The 16,949-nt window shown below is 54.9% G+C and carries 17 protein-coding genes; 10 read left to right on the top strand and 7 right to left on the bottom strand.

Annotated features, from left to right (window positions below):
- Nucleotides 1–19: 19 nt before the first annotated feature.
- Complete coding sequence (locus ACW9KT_RS00405) at nt 20–949, bottom strand: homoserine kinase (protein ID WP_457077386.1); 930 nt, start codon at nt 947–949, stop codon at nt 20–22.
- 4 nt (nt 950–953) lie between these two features.
- A complete protein-coding gene (gene thrA, locus ACW9KT_RS00400) occupies nt 954–3,401 on the bottom strand; it encodes a bifunctional aspartate kinase/homoserine dehydrogenase I (protein WP_457077385.1) in 2,448 nt (815 codons plus the stop codon).
- A gap of 405 nt (nt 3,402–3,806) precedes the next feature.
- On the opposite strand from thrA, the gene prfA reads away from it, so the two are divergent.
- The 3 genes from prfA to ACW9KT_RS00385 all read left to right on the top strand — a co-directional run bounded on the left by prfA (nt 3,807) and on the right by ACW9KT_RS00385 (nt 6,944).
- The gene (gene prfA / locus ACW9KT_RS00395; protein WP_457077384.1) at nt 3,807–4,877 is read left to right on the top strand and encodes a peptide chain release factor 1; all 1,071 of its coding nucleotides are present in this window, start codon (nt 3,807–3,809) and stop codon (nt 4,875–4,877) included.
- Between the two features lie 130 nt (nt 4,878–5,007).
- A complete protein-coding gene (locus ACW9KT_RS00390; protein ID WP_457077383.1) occupies nt 5,008–6,504 on the top strand; it encodes a hypothetical protein in 1,497 nt (498 codons plus the stop codon).
- 8 nt (nt 6,505–6,512) lie between these two features.
- Nucleotides 6,513–6,944, top strand: coding sequence for a secondary thiamine-phosphate synthase enzyme YjbQ (locus ACW9KT_RS00385; protein WP_457077382.1), 432 nt, complete (start codon nt 6,513–6,515; stop codon nt 6,942–6,944).
- A gap of 93 nt (nt 6,945–7,037) precedes the next feature.
- On the opposite strand, the gene ACW9KT_RS00380 is transcribed toward ACW9KT_RS00385, so the two are convergent.
- From ACW9KT_RS00380 to gpmI, 3 genes are all read right to left on the bottom strand, one after another.
- Nucleotides 7,038–8,171, bottom strand: coding sequence for a glycoside hydrolase family 43 protein (locus ACW9KT_RS00380; protein WP_457077381.1), 1,134 nt, complete (start codon nt 8,169–8,171; stop codon nt 7,038–7,040).
- Between the two features lie 171 nt (nt 8,172–8,342).
- Entirely contained in the window at nt 8,343–8,933 is a 591-nt protein-coding gene (locus ACW9KT_RS00375) for a hypothetical protein (RefSeq protein ID WP_457077380.1), read from the bottom strand.
- On the bottom strand, nt 8,920–10,476 hold the full coding sequence (gene gpmI, locus ACW9KT_RS00370; RefSeq protein WP_457077379.1) for a 2,3-bisphosphoglycerate-independent phosphoglycerate mutase: 1,557 nt from the start codon (nt 10,474–10,476) through the stop codon (nt 8,920–8,922). Before gpmI ends, ACW9KT_RS00375 begins: the two co-directional genes overlap by 14 nt.
- 157 nt (nt 10,477–10,633) lie before the next feature.
- Here gpmI and ACW9KT_RS00365 point away from each other — a divergent pair, with 157 nt between their 5' ends.
- The 7 genes from ACW9KT_RS00365 (at nt 10,634) to ACW9KT_RS00335 (ending at nt 15,553) form a co-directional block, all read left to right on the top strand.
- Nucleotides 10,634–11,032, top strand: coding sequence for a DUF4783 domain-containing protein (locus tag ACW9KT_RS00365; protein WP_457077378.1), 399 nt, complete (start codon nt 10,634–10,636; stop codon nt 11,030–11,032).
- A 44-nt stretch (nt 11,033–11,076) separates the two neighbouring features.
- The gene (locus ACW9KT_RS00360) at nt 11,077–11,475 is read left to right on the top strand and encodes a DUF4783 domain-containing protein (RefSeq protein ID WP_457077377.1); all 399 of its coding nucleotides are present in this window, start codon (nt 11,077–11,079) and stop codon (nt 11,473–11,475) included.
- Nucleotides 11,476–11,644: 169 nt separating this feature from the next.
- The gene (gene nadC, locus ACW9KT_RS00355) at nt 11,645–12,505 is read left to right on the top strand and encodes a carboxylating nicotinate-nucleotide diphosphorylase (protein WP_457077376.1); all 861 of its coding nucleotides are present in this window, start codon (nt 11,645–11,647) and stop codon (nt 12,503–12,505) included.
- A gap of 75 nt (nt 12,506–12,580) precedes the next feature.
- Nucleotides 12,581–13,204, top strand: a complete 624-nt coding sequence (locus ACW9KT_RS00350; RefSeq protein ID WP_457077375.1) for a hypothetical protein — start codon at nt 12,581–12,583, stop codon at nt 13,202–13,204.
- Between the two features lie 130 nt (nt 13,205–13,334).
- The gene (locus ACW9KT_RS00345) at nt 13,335–13,709 is read left to right on the top strand and encodes a hypothetical protein (RefSeq protein ID WP_457077374.1); all 375 of its coding nucleotides are present in this window, start codon (nt 13,335–13,337) and stop codon (nt 13,707–13,709) included.
- A 255-nt stretch (nt 13,710–13,964) separates the two neighbouring features.
- Nucleotides 13,965–14,705 carry an SAM-dependent methyltransferase gene (locus ACW9KT_RS00340; RefSeq protein WP_457077373.1) on the top strand — a complete coding sequence of 247 codons (741 nt, stop codon included), beginning with the start codon at nt 13,965–13,967 and terminating at the stop codon, nt 14,703–14,705.
- Nucleotides 14,706–14,815: 110 nt separating this feature from the next.
- Nucleotides 14,816–15,553, top strand: a complete 738-nt coding sequence (locus ACW9KT_RS00335) for a ZIP family metal transporter (RefSeq protein ID WP_457077372.1) — start codon at nt 14,816–14,818, stop codon at nt 15,551–15,553.
- Nucleotides 15,554–15,572: 19 nt separating this feature from the next.
- On the opposite strand, the gene ACW9KT_RS00330 is transcribed toward ACW9KT_RS00335, so the two are convergent.
- Together ACW9KT_RS00330 and ACW9KT_RS00325 are read right to left on the bottom strand one after the other, a co-directional pair.
- Nucleotides 15,573–15,896 (bottom strand): chaperone modulator CbpM, encoded by a 324-nt coding sequence (locus ACW9KT_RS00330; protein WP_457077371.1) that lies wholly within the window; start codon nt 15,894–15,896, stop codon nt 15,573–15,575.
- Between the two features lie 39 nt (nt 15,897–15,935).
- Entirely contained in the window at nt 15,936–16,880 is a 945-nt protein-coding gene (locus ACW9KT_RS00325; protein ID WP_457077370.1) for a DnaJ C-terminal domain-containing protein, read from the bottom strand.
- Between the last annotated feature and the right edge of the window lie 69 nt (nt 16,881–16,949).

The following is a 16,949-nucleotide window of genomic DNA, read 5'->3' as shown; positions in this document are numbered from 1 at the left end:
GGTTTAACACCGTTTCGCGTTACTTCGCGAACCGTACCCCGGTGGGATTGATGGTGCTGACGTGGATGTGAAAGTCAACGTCCAGCTGCTCGTAAACTGCTCGCATGGCCGCGGCCACAGCTTGCGCAGTAGCCTCAGTTTCACTCAGCATAAAGATGGACGGCCCGGACCCGGAAATGCCCCCGCCCAAAGCTCCGGCCTCTAGGCTACACGCCTTCACTGCGGCAAAACCAGGAATCAGGATGCTACGCACCGGCTCTACAATGACATCTTCTAGGGAGCGGCCAATTAATTTATAATCAGACTTTAACAAGCCAGCTACCAACCCAGCCACGTTGCCCCACTGCTGGATGGCAGCTTTCAGCGGCACTTGCTGCTTGAGGATTTGGCGGGCGTCGGCGGTGCGTATTTCTATTTGGGGGTGCACCACCGTCACGTGCAGGGGCGGTGCCGACAGCGGCACAATATCCAGCGGCTCCGCAGACCGAATCAGCGTGACGCCGCCGTAAATAGCCGGGGCAATGTTGTCGGCGTGCTGGGCGCCGGAGGCTACTTCTTCCCCAAACATGGCGAAACGCACCAGCTCTTCCGGCGAAAAAATGCCCCCCAGCAACCGGTTGGCGCCCACTACCGCGCCTGCCGCGCTGGCCGCGCTACTGCCGATTCCGCTGCCCGGCAAAATGGCTTTGTTGATGCGCATCTCGAAGCCCGTGCCCGCGGGCGCCGCCCGGAGCAGCGCCAGCAATGCCGCCCCAGCCACGTTGCGTTCGGGTTCAGTCGGCAGGTTGAATTCATCCTCGTGCACGATAACTACGCTGGGCTGCTCACTCAGGCGCAGGTGCATGGTGTCGTAGGGCGAATTCAGCGCGAAGCCCAGCACATCAAACCCACATACCACGTTGGCCACAGTAGCGGGAGAATACAAAGTCAGAAAGTTAGAAATAGGCATAGTGTTAGGCTCTTGCGGCCCGAATAATATCGGCGAATACCCCGGATGCCGTTACTTCGGCCCCAGCCCCGGCGCCTTTTACCACCAACGGCTGCTCCGAATACCGATTTGTGAAGAAAAGCACCGCATTGTCTTTGCCCTGCAACACGTAAAAATCGTGGCCCGGCGTCACGCCTTGCAGCCCAACGCTGGCCTGCCCGTCGGCGTAGCGGGCCACAAACTTGAGCCGCTGGCCTTGAGTTGCCGCGGCATCATAGAGGTTGCGGAAGTGTGCCTCGTGTACGGCTAGCTGCTCATAAAAGGACTCTACGTCGCCCTCTAGGCAGGAGGCGGGCAGGAAGGACTCATTGTGAATGTCAGCCAACTCCATTTCTTGACCAGCCTCACGAGCCAGTATCAGGATTTTGCGGGCCACGTCAGTGCCGCTGAGGTCGAGGCGCGGGTCGGGCTCGGTGTAGCCTTCGGCCTGGGCCTGACGCACCACTTCAGCAAAAGGCACGGTGCCGTCATAATGATTGAACACGAAGTTGAGCGTGCCCGACAGCACCGCCTCGATGCGCCGCACCTGGTCGCCGCTACGCAGCAAGTCGTTGAGCGAGCCGATAACCGGCAGGCCCGCACCCACGTTGGTTTCAAACAAAAACTCGGCGTTGAACTCCCGCGCTAAGCTTTTTAGGTGTGCGTAGTTCGTGTATTCCGACGAGCAGGCCACCTTATTGCAAGCCACCACTGCCACGCTTTTTGCCAGCAAGGCTGCGTAGATTTCCGCCACGTCGGCGCTGGCCGTTACGTCTACAAACACCGTGTTGCGTAGGTTGCGAGCGTGCAGCTGCCGCACCACTTCCTGTAGCTGAAGTGGCTGACCTTGCTCCAGCGCTGCTTGCCAATTGTGCAAGTCGATGCTGCCGTCGTCGGTGAGTATAAATTGCCGGCTGTTGGCCAGGCCTACCAAGCGCAGATCCAGGCGCAGCTTTTCGCGCAGCCAGGGCTGCTGTCGGGCCAGCTGTTCCAATAATTTGCCCCCCACGTTGCCCACGCCCGCCACAAACAGGTTTACTTGCTTGGTGGTCTCTTCAAAAAACTCCTCGTGCAGCACGTTAATAGCCTTACGCACGTCAGCCGCCAGAATCACCACGGATATGTTTCGCTCCGAGGAGCCCTGCGCAATAGCCCGAATGTTTACCCCGTTCTGCCCCAGCGCGCTGAACATGCGGCCGCTAATACCAGGGTGGTTGCGCATGTTGTCACCTACCAGCGCTACGATGGCTAGGTCGTTTTCGCAACGCAGCGGCTCCACTTTGCCGGCTGCTATTTCGGTACTGAACTCTTCATTTACCACCGTTTGCGCCACGTCGGCATCGGCGGCTTGCACGGCCACGCAGATGGAGTGCTCCGAAGAGCTTTGAGTAATGAGAATCACGTTGATGCGCTGCTGGGCCAGGGCCCCAAACAGCCGCCGCGAAAAGCCCGGAATGCCCACCATGCCGCTGCCTTCCAGGTTCAGCAAGGCCAGCTGCGCAATACTCGACAAGCCCCGCACTACATCTTTATTGGCGGGCGGACTGACTTCTACCAGCGTCCCTGCGTCCCGGGGGGCAAATGTGTTCTTTATCCAGAGCGGAATGCCTTGGCTCCTGACTGGCTGAACAGTAGGCGGATACAGCACTTTGGCCCCAAAGTGCGACAACTCCATTGCCTCCTGATAAGAGATGCGCGGAATAGGCCGAGCGAGCTTCACCAAACGCGGGTCGGCGGTCATCATACCACTTACATCCGTCCAGATTTCCAGTCGCTCAGCCTCCAGCGCCGCCGCAAAAATGGCCGCCGTGTAGTCGGAGCCGCCGCGGCCTAGCGTGGTTGTGACGCCCCGCACATCACTGCCGATAAAGCCCGGCACTATATAAATGGAACTCGGCTGTGTGGCTACAAAATCATGAATCTGCTTGTCGGTAATGTCTTTGTCTAGGGAGGCAAAGCCGTGCCGCGAGTCGGTGCGGACTAGCTGCCGGCTGTCGTGCCAGATGTGGGGTATGCTTTGGGCCTTGAGGCAAGCGGCCAGCAGGCGCGAGGCCATCAACTCGCCAAAGCTCATCAGCCGGTCCAGCGTTCGGTCAGAGAGTTCACCTAAAGCAAATATGCCGTCGCAGATGCCGTCCAGCTCGTTGCAGTAGGTTTTCACCATGCTCAGCACCGCGCTTTGGTCGGAAATGGGCAGTAAACCGCGCACGGCTTCCAGGTGGCGGTCTTCCAGCAACTGGAGGCGCTGCCTATAGTCGGTGGAGCCAGCGGCGGCCAGGCGGCCAGCTTCGATTAGAGCATCGGTGGTGCCGCCCAGCGCCGATACGACTACCACCACGGGCGACTGTTGGGCGGCGGCTTCTACGAGTTGCGCTACGCGCTGAAGATTGGGCGCCGTACCTACTGACGTGCCGCCAAATTTGAGAACCTGCATAAGAAGAGCTAATTAGGCACGAAAAAGCCCGTCGGGACCGGCATAGCTTCGGGTCAGGAAGCGGCCGGCGACGGGCTGCGAAACATCAAGACAAAGCGAGGTAGCGCAGCCCGTCTAGCGGGTTGTGGTACCTGTTGTGTAGCTAGTGGGGTCCGAAAAAATGCCCCCCAGAGCAGAAAAGAAAGAATTCGAAGTAGAAAGCGAGGCCATTGTTGCAGACTTACGACCGTAAAGTAGGGATTTTCTACAAAGGTGTATATCGAATGAGCTTTATATTCTTAGAAAAAAGAAGCCGACACTGACTTACCAGGGCGCTACCATTCGCAATGCAATGCAACTTGTCGTGCACAGGACCTGTTTGTTTTCAGTACCTTTGCACTCCCAATATAACTCTCTGAAGGCAAGATGCTAGATAAACTGGAGGCCATTCGCCAACGCTACGAGGACGTGAATGAGCAGCTAATGCAGCCCGAGGTAATGAGCGACATGAAGCGCTATAAGTCCCTCAATAAAGAATTCAAAGACCTCGGCCGCATCGTAGCTGAGTATCGCAAGTATCAGGATGTGCTCTCTAATATTGAGGGCGCCCGCGCCGTCATTTCCACGGAAAAAGACGAAGACTTCCGCGCGATGGCCAAGGCTGAGCTCGACGAGTTGCTGCCCGAGCAGGAACGCCTGGAAAGCGTAATTAAAGACCTGTTGCTGCCTAAAGACCCTAACGATTCCAAGGATGTTATCATGGAAATCCGGGCTGGGGCCGGCGGCGACGAGGCGGCCATTTTTGCCGGCGACTTGCAGCGTATGTATATGCGCTACGCCGAAAAGCAGGGCTTGAAGATGGACTTGATTGACGCCACCGAAGGCACCAGCGGAGGCTACAAGGAAATTATTCTGGCTGTGAAGGGCGAGGATGTGTACGGCAAGCTCAAGTTTGAGAGCGGCGTACACCGCGTACAGCGCGTGCCAGCCACTGAAACCCAGGGCCGCATTCACACCTCGGTAGCTTCTATCGTGGTGATGCCCGAAGCCGAGGAACTGGACGTGGAAATCGACATGAACGACGTACGCAAGGACTTGTTTATGTCGTCGGGTCCTGGGGGGCAATCGGTAAACACGACCTACTCGGCCGTGCGCCTCACCCACTTGCCCACCGGCTTGGTAGCCCAGTGCCAGGACCAGAAGTCCCAGCTCAAGAACTTTGACAAAGCTCTGCAAGTATTGCGCTCGCGCATCTACGAGATTGAGCTAGCCAAGAAAAACGAAGCCGAAGGCGCCCAGCGCAAAAGCATGATCGGCGGCGGCGACCGTTCCGATAAGATTCGCACCTACAACTACCCTCAAGGTCGCGTGACCGACCACCGCATTGGCTATACGGTGTACAACCTAGCCAGCGTGATGGAAGGCAACATCGATGATTTCGTGGAGCAGCTGCGCCTTGCTGAAAGCGCCGAGCGCATGAAAGAAGGTGTGTCTTAAGTAAACTAGCAGACAATAAGGCCTGCGCTTTGCTTTTTGTAGCCGAAGCGGGGCCTTGTTATTTAGATAGCCTCAGCACAGAGCGTTCATCTTATTTATCTATCGATTCGTGCGTTTATTTCTACCTTTTTTGCTTGTTCTAGTTAGCCTGGTGGCCTTGCTGCCCGGCTGCGAGCCGAAAGAGGAAATCGTGACGCGCGACACCAGCGCCCGGCTGGAATTCTCTGCTGACACGCTGCTGTTCGATACGGTATTCGTGCAAACCGGCACCGTCACGAAGCGCCTGTGGGTGTACAACCGCAATCGGCGCGCCGTGCGCGTGGAGCGGATAGCGCTGAAAGCTGCCAGCTCACCGTACACGCTCACCGTGAATGGCGACTCTGGTCCGCTAGCGCGGGAAGTCGAGATCCGGGGCCGCGATAGTCTATTGCTATTGGTAAAAGCTTCGCTCGGGCCGGGCGCCGAAAACACGCCGTTTCTGGTCGAGGATCAGGTGCAGTTTCGCACCAATGGCAATGAGCAGCAAGTAGCCTTAGTGGCGTATGGCCAAAACGCTTACTTCCACCGAGCCGAAGTGCTGGCTTGCAATACCGTGTGGCGCAACGATAAGCCCCACGTTATCTACGATTTTGTGCGGGTAGATGCCGGCTGCTCGCTTACTATTGAAGAAGGCGCCCGAATTTATGCCCACGCCGGCGCCGGTATCGTCATTCGGGGACAGCTGCTGGTAAACCCCAATTTGGCCCCCAGTGATGAGCTAGCGCCCAATGATCCTCGCTTCGTCCGCTTTGCCGGCGACCGACTGGAAGCCGCTTACAGCGAGATTCCTGGGCAATGGCGAGGCATTCAGTTTGATGCCACGAGCCAGGGTAACGTGGTGCGCTACGCCGAAATCAAGAATGCGGGTTTTGGGCTGCTGGTCTTCAACCCCGAAAATCGCCAGCCCCGGCCTAACGTGCTAGTGGAGAATACTATTATCAAAAATATTTCGGGTGCTAGCCTCAACTTTGCCAGCGGTGGCGCTAGTTTCGATGGAGCAGGCATCCTGAGCTTTTCTGGCGATTTTATTTTGCGCAACTGCCTACTTACGAATTGTGGCGAATACGCCGTGCGGGGCTTGCAGGGGGGCAATTTTGACTTGAATTTCTGCACCATCGCTAACTACACGCCCAGCTTTCAGCGTCGTACACCTTCTCTAAATTTCTCTAATGTGCTCACGCTGGCTAGTGGGCGACCGGGCCCATCGGTGCTGCCTACGGTGAGTATCCTGAATTCTATTGTGTGGGGCAGTAACCCAGATAATGAAATCGGCTTTGAAAACGCGAGCCTGTATGCCCGTCAGATTACCGTGCGCAACAGCTTGCTGCGTACTGATACTTATAAAGATGTGGGCAGTGCTACGCAACTAGGCTTTGGCGGCACCGGCACCAACAATATCCTCAATAAAGATCCGGAGTTTATCAGTTGGCCCGGCCAGCCGCGTGGTCGGCGCTTCGATTATCGGCTTGATACACTCTCGCCCGCCAGCAACCGACCTTTACTCGCCCCGCTAGTGCCCAGGGACCTGCTCAACAAGCCCCGCTCTGCCACTCCCGACTTAGGGGCCTATGAGCGCCTGAATCCTTAGTTTGTATTATGATTTGGTTTCAAAAACGTCTGCGCCTGCCTGCCGTGAGTCGAGGATTTCACCTCGTCACGGATCTGCTTACAGCCGAACTGCCGGAGCTGGAAGGAATCGAAATGGGCACCGCGCACTTCTTCATTCAGCATACTTCTGCCAGCCTGAGCATCAACGAAAACGCTGACCCAACGGTGCGTCACGATTTTGAGGCGTATTTCAATCGAGCTGTGCCCGAAAATGCCCCCTACTTTCGCCACACCCAAGAGGGTCCCGACGATATGCCGGCCCACCTCAAAGCGGCCATGCTGGGTCATGCCGTGAGCGTACCCATCACGCGCGGGCAGCTGGCAATGGGAACCTGGCAGGGCATTTACTTAGGCGAGCACCGCAACCACGGCGGGCGCCGCTGGGTGGTAGCCACGTTGATGGGTACGGTGGCCAAGTGAAGAGAAGCTACTTATTACATTACTAGAAAATACAGTAACAAAAAAGCCCTCCAAATCAGGTCTGGGGGGCTTTTTTCGTTCAGCAAGCTGCGCTTACGGAGTTATAGTCTCAATGCTGCCGTCTGGCTTGCGCTTCAGCTCCGTGACTTTCACATTGCGCAGCCACGTCTTGCCCGATAGCTCAGTGTCGTGGTAGAAGATGTACCACTTGCCGTCAACCTCCACAATGGAGTGGTGAGTCGTCCAGCCCTCTACTGGGTTCATGATAACGCCTTGGTAGGTGAAGGGGCCGTAGGGTGAATCGCCGGTGGCGTACACCAGCAGGTGAGTATCGCCGGTAGAATAGGAGAAGTAGTACTTGCCGTTATACTTGTGCATCCAGCCACCTTCGAAAAAGCGGTGCTTGGTATCGCCGGCTAGAAAAGGCTTACCATCTTGGCCCAGAATCTTCACTTCCTTCATCGGCTCGGCGAAGCTGAGCATGTCATTGCTCATGCGCGCAACCCGCGGACTAGCTGCTTCCTCGTTCGGAGCCGGCTCCTGTTCTTTGGGCTTGCTGGCGTCGTATTTGCCGGTGCGCCAGCGCTGGAGTTGGCCGCCCCAAATGCCCCCCACGTACATGTACGACTTGCCATCGGTGTCCGTAAACACGGCTGGGTCAATGCTTAAGCTACCTTCGATAGGCTTCGGCTGCGCCTTGAAAGGGCCCGTTGGCGACTTGCTGGTTGCTACGCCGATGCGAAAAACATCCTGCTTGTCCTTTACCGGGAAGTAGAGATAGTATGTACCATTCTTAAAAGCCGCGTCCGGGGCCCAAAGCTGCCGTCCGGCCCAAGGAATATCTTTTATATCCAGCGCCACGCCGTGGTCCGTGACTTTGCCCCCAATGCTGTCCATGGAGAGGATGTGGTAGTCGCGCATGGCAAAATGGTCGCCGTTGTCGTTCTCCGGCATGCCTGTCTCGATATCATGCGACGGATAAATATAAATGCGGCCGTTGAACACGTGAGCCGATGGGTCAGCGGTGTAGATGTCCGAAATCAGCGGCTTATTTAGGTATTTCTTTGTGCCTACTGAGTTACCAGCGGTAGTCTGGGTGCTGTCGGCGGTGGCTGTTTCGGAGTTCGTATTCGACGTATTGCTCTGGCAGGCGCTGCCGACCGCTAGCGGTAGGAGCAAAGCCAGCGTGCGCCATGAGGATGGCAAGAACTGGGGGGCATTTTTCATAGATGGTGAGTTGGTCGGTAGAAGGAAGAGAGGTTGCTAAAAAACGTACTGCACAAATGAGACAGCAGTATACTAGTTCTGTGAGCTACACCAAAAAAAGCCAAGCACTAGCCACAGCGCTCAGCTAGAAAAGCTTGATACCCAACGGTAAAAACTGATTTGGCCCCAGCGTTATTCTACCACCCGTACGGCGGCGGAGTAGCGTAAGGTGTCAAACAGCACCAGCTTCTGCACGCCCGTCACTTGATAATCGAGTAAGCGGCCATTGGCTGCGTGCAAGGCTACACGCTTCTGCGAGAAAAACAGCGGATTATCCTGCGTAAGCGTCGCCGTGATTTCCTGGGCAGCAGCCGGAGCGGAAGGCAAGGAAATTACGGTTAGGCGCTCTACTGCATTCTCCACATCGGGCTTCCGCCGATAAGTGCGGCGTAGGCGTCCATCTTCTTGTATCACCGAGTCGATCTGGTAAGCGCCGCGCAGGGCTGGCTTATTGATATCGGTCTGGTAGAATATCTGTAGCTCATTGTCCCACTCTACTTCGGGCACGCGGGTAGTTTCTATTTGCCCCCCACGCAGCTTTACGCGCTTTTCTACCGCCGGCTTGCGCCGCGTTAGGTCCTGGGTTTGAGCATCCAGAAAGCTCTTTATATCAAAGTATAACGGTCGGCGGCCTGCCTGCTTTGAGGCCGGGGCCGACTCGGGGCCGCAGGCAGTAGCCAGCAGGAGCAAGCTGCCCAGCCACCACGCCTTACGCATTCGCATTCGTAACAAGCACTGGAGACGGCTGCAGCAAGGATTGCCCCGTCATGACAGCGGGCTGAGGCAGGCCCATAAGCGCGAGTACAGTAGGAGCAATATCGCCCAGCTTGCCATCGGCTAAGGTGCCGTGGTACGTGGGGTCAGCCAGAATGCAGGGTACCAAGTTAGTAGTATGCGCCGTATTGGGCGTGCCGTCAGGGTTAATCATCATGTCGGCGTTGCCGTGGTCGGCAATCACGATGCAGGCGTACCCATTAGCCAAAGCCGTTTCTACTACGTCTCGGGCGCACGTATCCACCGTTTCTACGGCTTTCACGGCGGCCTCGAATACTCCCGTGTGGCCTACCATATCGGGATTAGCAAAGTTGAGAACCACGAAGTCGGCGGAGCGGGCTTGCAGCTCCGGTACCAGCGCGTCGCGCAGGTCGTAGGCACTCATTTCGGGTTGCAGATCGTAAGTGGCTACCTTGGGCGAGGGCCGCATAATGCGCGTCTCGCCCGCAAATTCCACTTCCCGGCCCCCCGAAAAGAAAAAGGTGACGTGCGGGTACTTTTCCGTTTCGGCAATGCGAATCTGTGTTTTGCCACCGGCGGCTAGTACTTCGCCCAGCGTGTTATCTAGATTATCCTTCTCAAAAATGGGCGTTACACCCGTAAAGGTGGCGTCGTAGTTTGTGAGAGTCAGATAGTGCAGATTAAGGCGGTGCATGTTAAAGGCGTGGAAATCCTGCTGGGTTAGCGCCTGCGTGATTTCCCGACCCCGGTCGGTGCGGAAGTTAAAGCAGATAACCACGTCGCCCTCCTGAATAGTGGCAATAGGCTGACCATCAGCGCCCACTTTCACAATCGGCTTTAAGAACTCATCCGTTACGCCTTCCTTATAAGAGTCAAGCATGCTCTGGATAAGGTTCTGGGAAGGCGTGCCTTTTCCATTCACCATTAGATCGTAAGCCACCTTGATGCGCTCCCAACGGTTATCGCGGTCCATAGCGTAGTAGCGTCCCACGATAGTGGCAATCTTAGCGCTATTGCGCTCTAAGTGCTTCTCCAGGTCGTTCACGTAGTTCACACCGCCTTTGGGATCGGTGTCGCGGCCATCGGTAAAGGCGTGAATGAACACTTTATACACGTCAGCATCATGGGCCAGGGTGCATAGCGCTTTTAAGTGCTCGATGTGGGAATGAACCCCGCCATCGGAAAGCAAACCCATGAAATGCAGGTTCTTGCCATTAGTGCGAGCATACTCAAATGCTTTTTCAAGAGCAGGAATGTTGCCCAATTTGCGCTCCCGAATAGCTTTGTTGACGCGCACCAAATCCTGATACACTACCCGGCCGGCTCCAATATTCATGTGGCCTACTTCCGAGTTGCCCATTTGGCCGTCGGGCAGGCCTACGGCCTCACCAGAAGCCTGGAGTCGGCTATGAGGAAAACGCTGAAACAATGAGTCAACGAAGGGGGTATTAGCAGCATCAATAGCCGAAACAGCTTTGTTCTGGGCTAAACCCCAACCATCCAGAATAACGAGCAGCACCTGTTTGTTCATACTTGCAAAGATAAGGGGAGGGACCCTATTGCGCTCTTGTGTTCTTCCGGGATACTTTCAATTATCTTATTATTGGTGCAAGTTAGTGAGAGAATAAACCAATTTTATGGCTCTTGGCATAGTTTTGGCGTTATCCAACATGTATTTTTACTCTTCAATGAAACGCATAGTTTTTCAGGCTTGCCTGCTGGTGTGGCTAGGGTTACTTTCCGTAGCCAGCTATGCGCAAACCGAAGCTTTCGGAGCTATCCGGGGGGCTATTCGCAACGGTTCGGCTCAGGAATTAGCTCCTCACTTGAGCGCAAAAGTAGAAGTAGGTTACGATGGCGATAAAAAGAGCTATACCGCCAGCGAAGCCGAATCAGTACTAAAAAACTTCTTTGCCAAAAACCCTCCTGCTGCTTTTGAATTTATTCATCAGGGAAGCAGTAATGAAGGAACAAAGTATGCCATTGGTAAATACACCAGCAAAACGGGTGCCTACCGGGTATTTATAAAAATGAAAGCTGGCAGTGGCTCGCCCAGCGTTGACACCATAGACTTCACTCAGGAATAACGGCTGGGTGACCAGCATAGCATAGTAAGAAAAGAATTTTCTGTATGAAACGAACATTACTTCAGTTCTGCGCCATCGCATGGTTTGCGCTGCTCACCATTGGGGTGCAGGCGCAAGGCGAGTCGCTGGGGGCTGTAAAAGGGGCAATTCGCAGCGGCTCGGCCCGTGATCTGTCTCAGTTCTTCGGTCCTACCGTTGAATTGGCTTTCGATGGTGATAAGCAGAGCTATAGTGCAACGCAGGCAGAATTTGTGATGAAGGATTTCTTCGCTAAGAACGCACCCGCCAGCTTTGAGTACGACCACCAAAAAACTAGCGCCGAAAGCATTCAGTACGCTGCCGGCAAGTACATTGGCAAAACGGGTTCTTATCAGGTGTTTGTGCAAATGAAGCCTGTCAGCGGTAATCTGGTTATCGATTCCATCAACTTCACGAAAGAATAAATATTAATAGTCGTCTGGCTGGTGTGCTAGACATATTGTAACAGAAAAGCCCAGCATCCATTCGGTGCTGGGCTTTTGTTTGGCGGCTAACCTTACAAGATATACGTGGACATTGGAAGGCGAGCGACTGAAAAGAGGCTTTGTCAGGGGCTTTTTCTATTTTTGCACCGTGCAAAACGCTCCCTACCTCACTCCAGAAGCTATATCCACGTTTATTCGCACGGCCCTGGCCGAAGATGTGGGTGACGGCGACCATTCTTCCCTGGCTTCTATCCCGACGGATGCCCGCAATCGGGCGCATTTACTTGTGAAAGATGACGGCGTGCTAGCGGGCGTTGCCCTCGCTCATCACATCTTTCGGGCCGTTGATTCTGAGCTAGAAGTAGAAGAGTTACTCAGTGACGGTGCCCGCGTAAAGGCTGGCGACATCGCCTTTCGGGTAGAAGGTCGGGCGCAAAGTATTCTGACGGCTGAGCGCTTGGTACTCAATTGTATGCAGCGCATGAGCGGTATTGCCACCCATACGGCTCACTTAACCAGTTTGATAGCCGGTACTAGCACTCAACTGCTGGACACGCGCAAGACAACGCCCAACTTCCGGCTCTGCGAAAAGTGGGCTGTGCTGATTGGCGGCGGCGTAAATCACCGCTACGGCTTGTTTGATCAGATTATTCTCAAGGACAATCACGTCGACTACGCTGGGGGCATCCGGGCGGCTATTGAAGCCACGCACGCTTACCTAGCCCGCACCGGTCGCGACTTGCCCATTGAAATTGAAACTCGCACGCTAGCCGAAGTACAAGAAGCACTCGACACTGGTGGCATCGACCGCATTATGCTCGATAATATGCCCCCCAGCTTGCTTCGCGAGGCTATTGCCCTGATTGGGGGACGTTTTCCAACCGAAGCCTCAGGCGGCATCACCGAAGATACCATTGCGGCGGTGGCCGCTACGGGCGTCGATTTTATCTCTGTAGGCGCCTTAACTCACTCCCTGGATAGCTTAGATCTAAGCTTGAAAGCATATTAGAACTTTATATAGTTGACTGGTTAAGTGGTTTGTAATTCCACCATCTGATCATCAGCTATTCAATAACTTACCTCAATGCAACAACCCAATCAACGGGGCTTTCGACAAGCGCAAGGACCTGCGCCACTTGCCATTCGCACCAAGAAATACCAGCTTGACACCAATACCTACACCCGCATGGCCATGACGCAGGTGTGGAAGAAAGAGTGGTGGTATGCCCTTATTCCGCTGGCAATAGGCCTGCTGCCGGCTCTTATTTGGCCATCGTGGTGGTGGATAGCGCTGGGCGTATTGCTGACCGTCTTGTTTGTGCTGCTGCGTTCGGCCCAAATCACGAGCATCACCCAAATGGAGCAGAGCAAGCCCTTGTTTGAGCGCGTGAACTACGAAATCGACCAGCGCCAGATTCTACTTCGCTTGAATGAAAAGCAAGGCATGAACTTAAGCTGGGATATGATTGGTCGAGCCCGGCGCGATGCCGATGGCTTTATTATGTGGTTGCGTCCCGGACAAGCTCCCGATGAGATAGCCGGCTGGCGTCGCTGGGTAGCGCGCACTTTCGATGTGCCCGTGTTTCTGCTTCTGCCCCTGCGCATCTTCAACTCGCCCAACGATGTGAAGCTGTTTGACGCCATGTTGCGGCGCAAAAATCTGTTGCCTGTAACCCCTGCACCCGCCACCGACGCGCCGGCTGCGTAACATTTGTCCCCCAGGGTCGGTACTCCTTACTTGGCTGAATAGTTTGAAGGTTGACTGTTCAGATTACAAAAGCAGCAGTAGCTGCGCCAGCATTCAACCGTCTTGCCTTTAGCCCAAACCATTTTCTCTCATGAATAAGAATTTATTGCTCTCCGGCTTAGCCACCCTCGCTTTATCCATGACCGCGTGCAGCAGCGAGCCCTCCGATTGGCGCCCCGACAAAAAAGTGTCGCTCGATCAGGTAGCACCCGGTGCGCGCTCCTCCGATAACTTTGACCAAGGCACGGCCTACGAATCAAACCAGGCCAAAGGCGGCGCTATTTCCAAGCCAATTAACTCCGCCCTAGAAGGAGTAGATAGAAAAGGCAAGCCTTCGGCTGAAGGTAGTATCTCGGCCAACGCAGAGGAGGCAATGCGCACCAACAAGAAAGAAGCCGCTGCCAAAATCAAAGCCAAGGCAACCCAGGCCGATACCATGGCGAATGGCAGCCAAATACAGCGCTAGAAAGCAACACGCTTGCTGATAGATATTTAAGCATAGCCGCCGTTGGTTTACTACCGACGGCGGCTTCTGCTTTAACCAGCCATCTTAGCAAATCCTGGGGGAAAATGAATGGTTGTTACTGCATAGGCTGGAAGCAAAACGTAAGGCTAGCTGATTTATGTGTAACATTGTTGCAAAAATATAAGAAGGCTGTCTGGCCAAAATGGTTTTTCACTCCTGCTGGGTTTGTTAGTATGGAGTTCTTTTGCGCTGTGAATGCTACATCTTACTGCTGAGTGGTTTGCTACTTGGTTCGACTCACCTTATTATCATCTGCTGTATCGCGACCGGAATCAGGAGGAAGCCCAAGCCTTTATTGATGCCTTGCTCAAGCATTTGCATCCTAAGCCCAGCGCGTGTCTGCTCGACTTAGCCTGTGGAAAGGGACGGCACGCGGTATACCTGAGTCAGCACGGCTACGATGTGACGGGGGTAGACCTTTCGCCCGAAAGCATTGCTTATGCGCAGCAGTACGCTCACGAGCACCTACATTTTCACGTGCACGATATGCGCGACCCGCTACGCAGCGGGCCGTTCGATCTGATTTTCAATCTGTTTACCAGCTTCGGGTATTTTGCTCAGCAAACCGAAAACGTGGTGGCGCTTCGCTCCGCGGCGGCCGCGCTCCGGCCGGGGGGCAAAATGGTAATTGACTTTATGAACACTGAGCGCACTTTACGGGAACTGGTATTGGAAGAAGAAAAAACAGTAAGGGGCACCACCTTTCATATCACCCGCCACCTCGACGATGATTTTATCGTCAAAGAAATTCGCTTCCAGGATGATAATGGAGTGGAGCAACGCTTCGAGGAACGCGTACGAGCGTTAAGTCAGGCACAGTTTGAGGAGTATTTCCAAATGGCGGGCTTGCGCTTGGTCGAGGTGCTTGGTGACTACCAATTAGCGCCTTACGATGAAGTAGTAAGCCCCCGAATGATTTTTGTGTTAAAAAAGTAAAGCTCAAGTGTGCTCCGCGATGCGAAAGAGCGTATTGACTGCTTCGTGCCAGCATCTCATCCGGGAAATCAGCACTCTGATACCTTGCTAATCAAATCAGTACCTTAATTATGTGGATTGCCGTTCTGCTGCTGTTTCTCACCGTGCTAGGCGCGGGCTGGCTTACCAGGCTGGTGCCTACGGCCCGGACAAGCTGGATGAAGCCTTTGCTGGCCTTCAGCGGCGCTTATTTATTTACGCTCACTATCACGCACTTGCTACCCGAAGCGCTGCTACTGGTGCCGAGCAATGAGACTTACCGCATTGGCTATTATGTGCTGGGGGGCTTTTTTGGTCAGCTCATACTAGAGGTTTTCTCCCAGGGCGTAGAACACGGTCACGTGCACCATAACACCGCCCACGACGGGCAAGTACCTTTCTTACTGCTGTTTTCGCTGGTTATACACTCCTTTTTAGAGGGCAGTATTTTAATTCATCAGCCTGAAGCGCAGCCCAGCAACGACAATTTTTATGCGATTATGGCGGGCGTGGCCCTGCACCATATCCCGGCGGCCTTTGCCCTGATGGCGGCTTTGCTGCTGCGCCTGCATAGCTTCAAGCGCGCCTTGCCTTACCTCGTGCTGTTTGCGCTGGCCGCGCCGGTTGGCATTATTGTTAGCAACTACGTGGTGCTGAAAGATCTGATGAGCAGCGGTTTATATGCAGCTTTGCTGGGCTTAGTGGCCGGTAATTTCTTGCATGTATCTACCACTATCCTCTTCGAAACCAGCCCGGAGCACCGCCTCAACTGGCCCAAGCTGGGCGCCACGCTATGCGGTACTCTGCTAGCGTTAGCCATTGATATTTAAGCTAAGGGCAAGCCGGCTCCTATATGTCCATCAAAGGACCCGAGCCGTGCAGGTAGCGCTCTAGCTGTGCTATGCGGGCCCGCTGGAGAGCCAGTTCGGCTTGGAGCTTCAGCATACGGCGGCGCATTGCCAGCACAACATCAATGCCTTCCACGCTCAGGCCCAACTCGTGGTGCAGGCGGGCGAGGCGAGCCAACTGATCGGGTTCATCTTGTAAGGTATCAGGCTCTTCGGCAGGATGCAGTAAGCCCAAATCGACGAACTCGTGGAGGTCATTTTCGCTTAGGCCGTAGCGCGAGGCACAGTCGCGAAACGTGATGGTGATGATAGTTGATTGTCCCATAGCAGATAATCGATAATGGTTGGCATGGGTTGACTTCGTTTAGGTTGCCTCCCCGCGTAACGCCGCCAACTGGCGAAACAACTCTTTTTCTTGGTCGGTGAGGTGCTGGGGCAAGGTTAAGTTCAGGCGCAGATATAAGTCGCCAAACTGGCCCGGCTGCTTATATACTGGGAAGCCCTTGCCGCGCAAGCGCAAGCGGGTCCCGTTTTGGGTTTCCGGCTTCACATTGATCTTCACCGGCCCCGATAGCGTCTCGACTACCTGCTGGCCGCCGAGCAGGGCTGTATAAATGCTCACCGGTACATCCATGGTCAGGTCGGAGCCGGTGCGGGTGTAGCGCGGATCGGGCGCAATGCGTAGCGTGATGTAGAGCGAGCCTGCGGGGCCACCATTGCGGCCCGACGCGCCTTGGTCGCGGAGGCGGATGGTCTGGCCGTCTTCAACTCCCGGCTGAATGTTGATGCGCAGCTTTTTGCCGTTTACAGTAAGTGTGCGTGGCCCGCCCTCATAGGCTTCGGCTAAGGTCAGCTCCAGCTCGGCTTGGTAATCTTGGCCAGCGCCGGCTCGGGTAGAATGCCCCCCAGCGCGGCCTTCGCCCCCCATACCACCAAAAATGGAACTGAAAAAGTCCGAAAAGTCAGTGTTACCGAATGGGTCGTTGCCGCCGGCTTGGCCGTAGCCCCCGGACCCACCCGGCTGCCCATATTGCGCCCAGTCGAAGCCTCCGCCACGGCTCCCGCCCGCGCCGGCTTGCTGGTAGCGTTGCCAGTCGGCGCCGAGCTGGTCGTATTTGCGGCGTTTTTCCTCGTCGCTGAGCACTTCATTGGCCTCGTTTATTTCCTTAAACTTTCGCTCGGCCTCGGCATTGTTGGGGTTTACATCTGGGTGATACTGTCGCGCCAGCTTACGATAAGCCTTTCTTATCTGGTCAGCGGTAGCCGTTTTTTCCAGTCCTAGAGTTTTGTAATAATCCTTGTAGTCCACCTTGTGAAACGTTGAATTATGAGTGCGCTATTTCCAATAGATAGTCTAGTATAGCTTTCTGGCAACCAT

The organism is Hymenobacter sp. HD11105, from assembly GCF_054051685.1.
The sequence above is the reverse complement of the archived record's forward strand: the minus strand, read 5'-3'. Positions and strand labels throughout refer to the sequence as shown.

Bases quoted from the DNA above. Each gene is read 5' to 3' on its own strand.
- ACW9KT_RS00405 (WP_457077386.1), bottom strand. From the start codon at position 949: ATGCCTATTTCTAACTTTCTGACTTTGTATTCTCCCGCTACTGTGGCC.
- thrA (WP_457077385.1), bottom strand. From the start codon at position 3,401: ATGCAGGTTCTCAAATTTGGCGGCACGTCAGTAGGTACGGCGCCCAAT.
- prfA (WP_457077384.1), top strand. From the start codon at position 3,807: ATGCTAGATAAACTGGAGGCCATTCGCCAACGCTACGAGGACGTGAAT.
- ACW9KT_RS00385 (WP_457077382.1), top strand. From the start codon at position 6,513: ATGATTTGGTTTCAAAAACGTCTGCGCCTGCCTGCCGTGAGTCGAGGA.
- ACW9KT_RS00380 (WP_457077381.1), bottom strand. From the start codon at position 8,171: ATGAAAAATGCCCCCCAGTTCTTGCCATCCTCATGGCGCACGCTGGCT.
- ACW9KT_RS00375 (WP_457077380.1), bottom strand. From the start codon at position 8,933: ATGCGAATGCGTAAGGCGTGGTGGCTGGGCAGCTTGCTCCTGCTGGCT.
- gpmI (WP_457077379.1), bottom strand. From the start codon at position 10,476: ATGAACAAACAGGTGCTGCTCGTTATTCTGGATGGTTGGGGTTTAGCC.
- ACW9KT_RS00365 (WP_457077378.1), top strand. From the start codon at position 10,634: ATGAAACGCATAGTTTTTCAGGCTTGCCTGCTGGTGTGGCTAGGGTTA.
- ACW9KT_RS00360 (WP_457077377.1), top strand. From the start codon at position 11,077: ATGAAACGAACATTACTTCAGTTCTGCGCCATCGCATGGTTTGCGCTG.
- ACW9KT_RS00350 (WP_457077375.1), top strand. From the start codon at position 12,581: ATGCAACAACCCAATCAACGGGGCTTTCGACAAGCGCAAGGACCTGCG.
- ACW9KT_RS00345 (WP_457077374.1), top strand. From the start codon at position 13,335: ATGAATAAGAATTTATTGCTCTCCGGCTTAGCCACCCTCGCTTTATCC.
- ACW9KT_RS00340 (WP_457077373.1), top strand. From the start codon at position 13,965: ATGCTACATCTTACTGCTGAGTGGTTTGCTACTTGGTTCGACTCACCT.
- ACW9KT_RS00335 (WP_457077372.1), top strand. From the start codon at position 14,816: ATGTGGATTGCCGTTCTGCTGCTGTTTCTCACCGTGCTAGGCGCGGGC.
- ACW9KT_RS00330 (WP_457077371.1), bottom strand. From the start codon at position 15,896: ATGGGACAATCAACTATCATCACCATCACGTTTCGCGACTGTGCCTCG.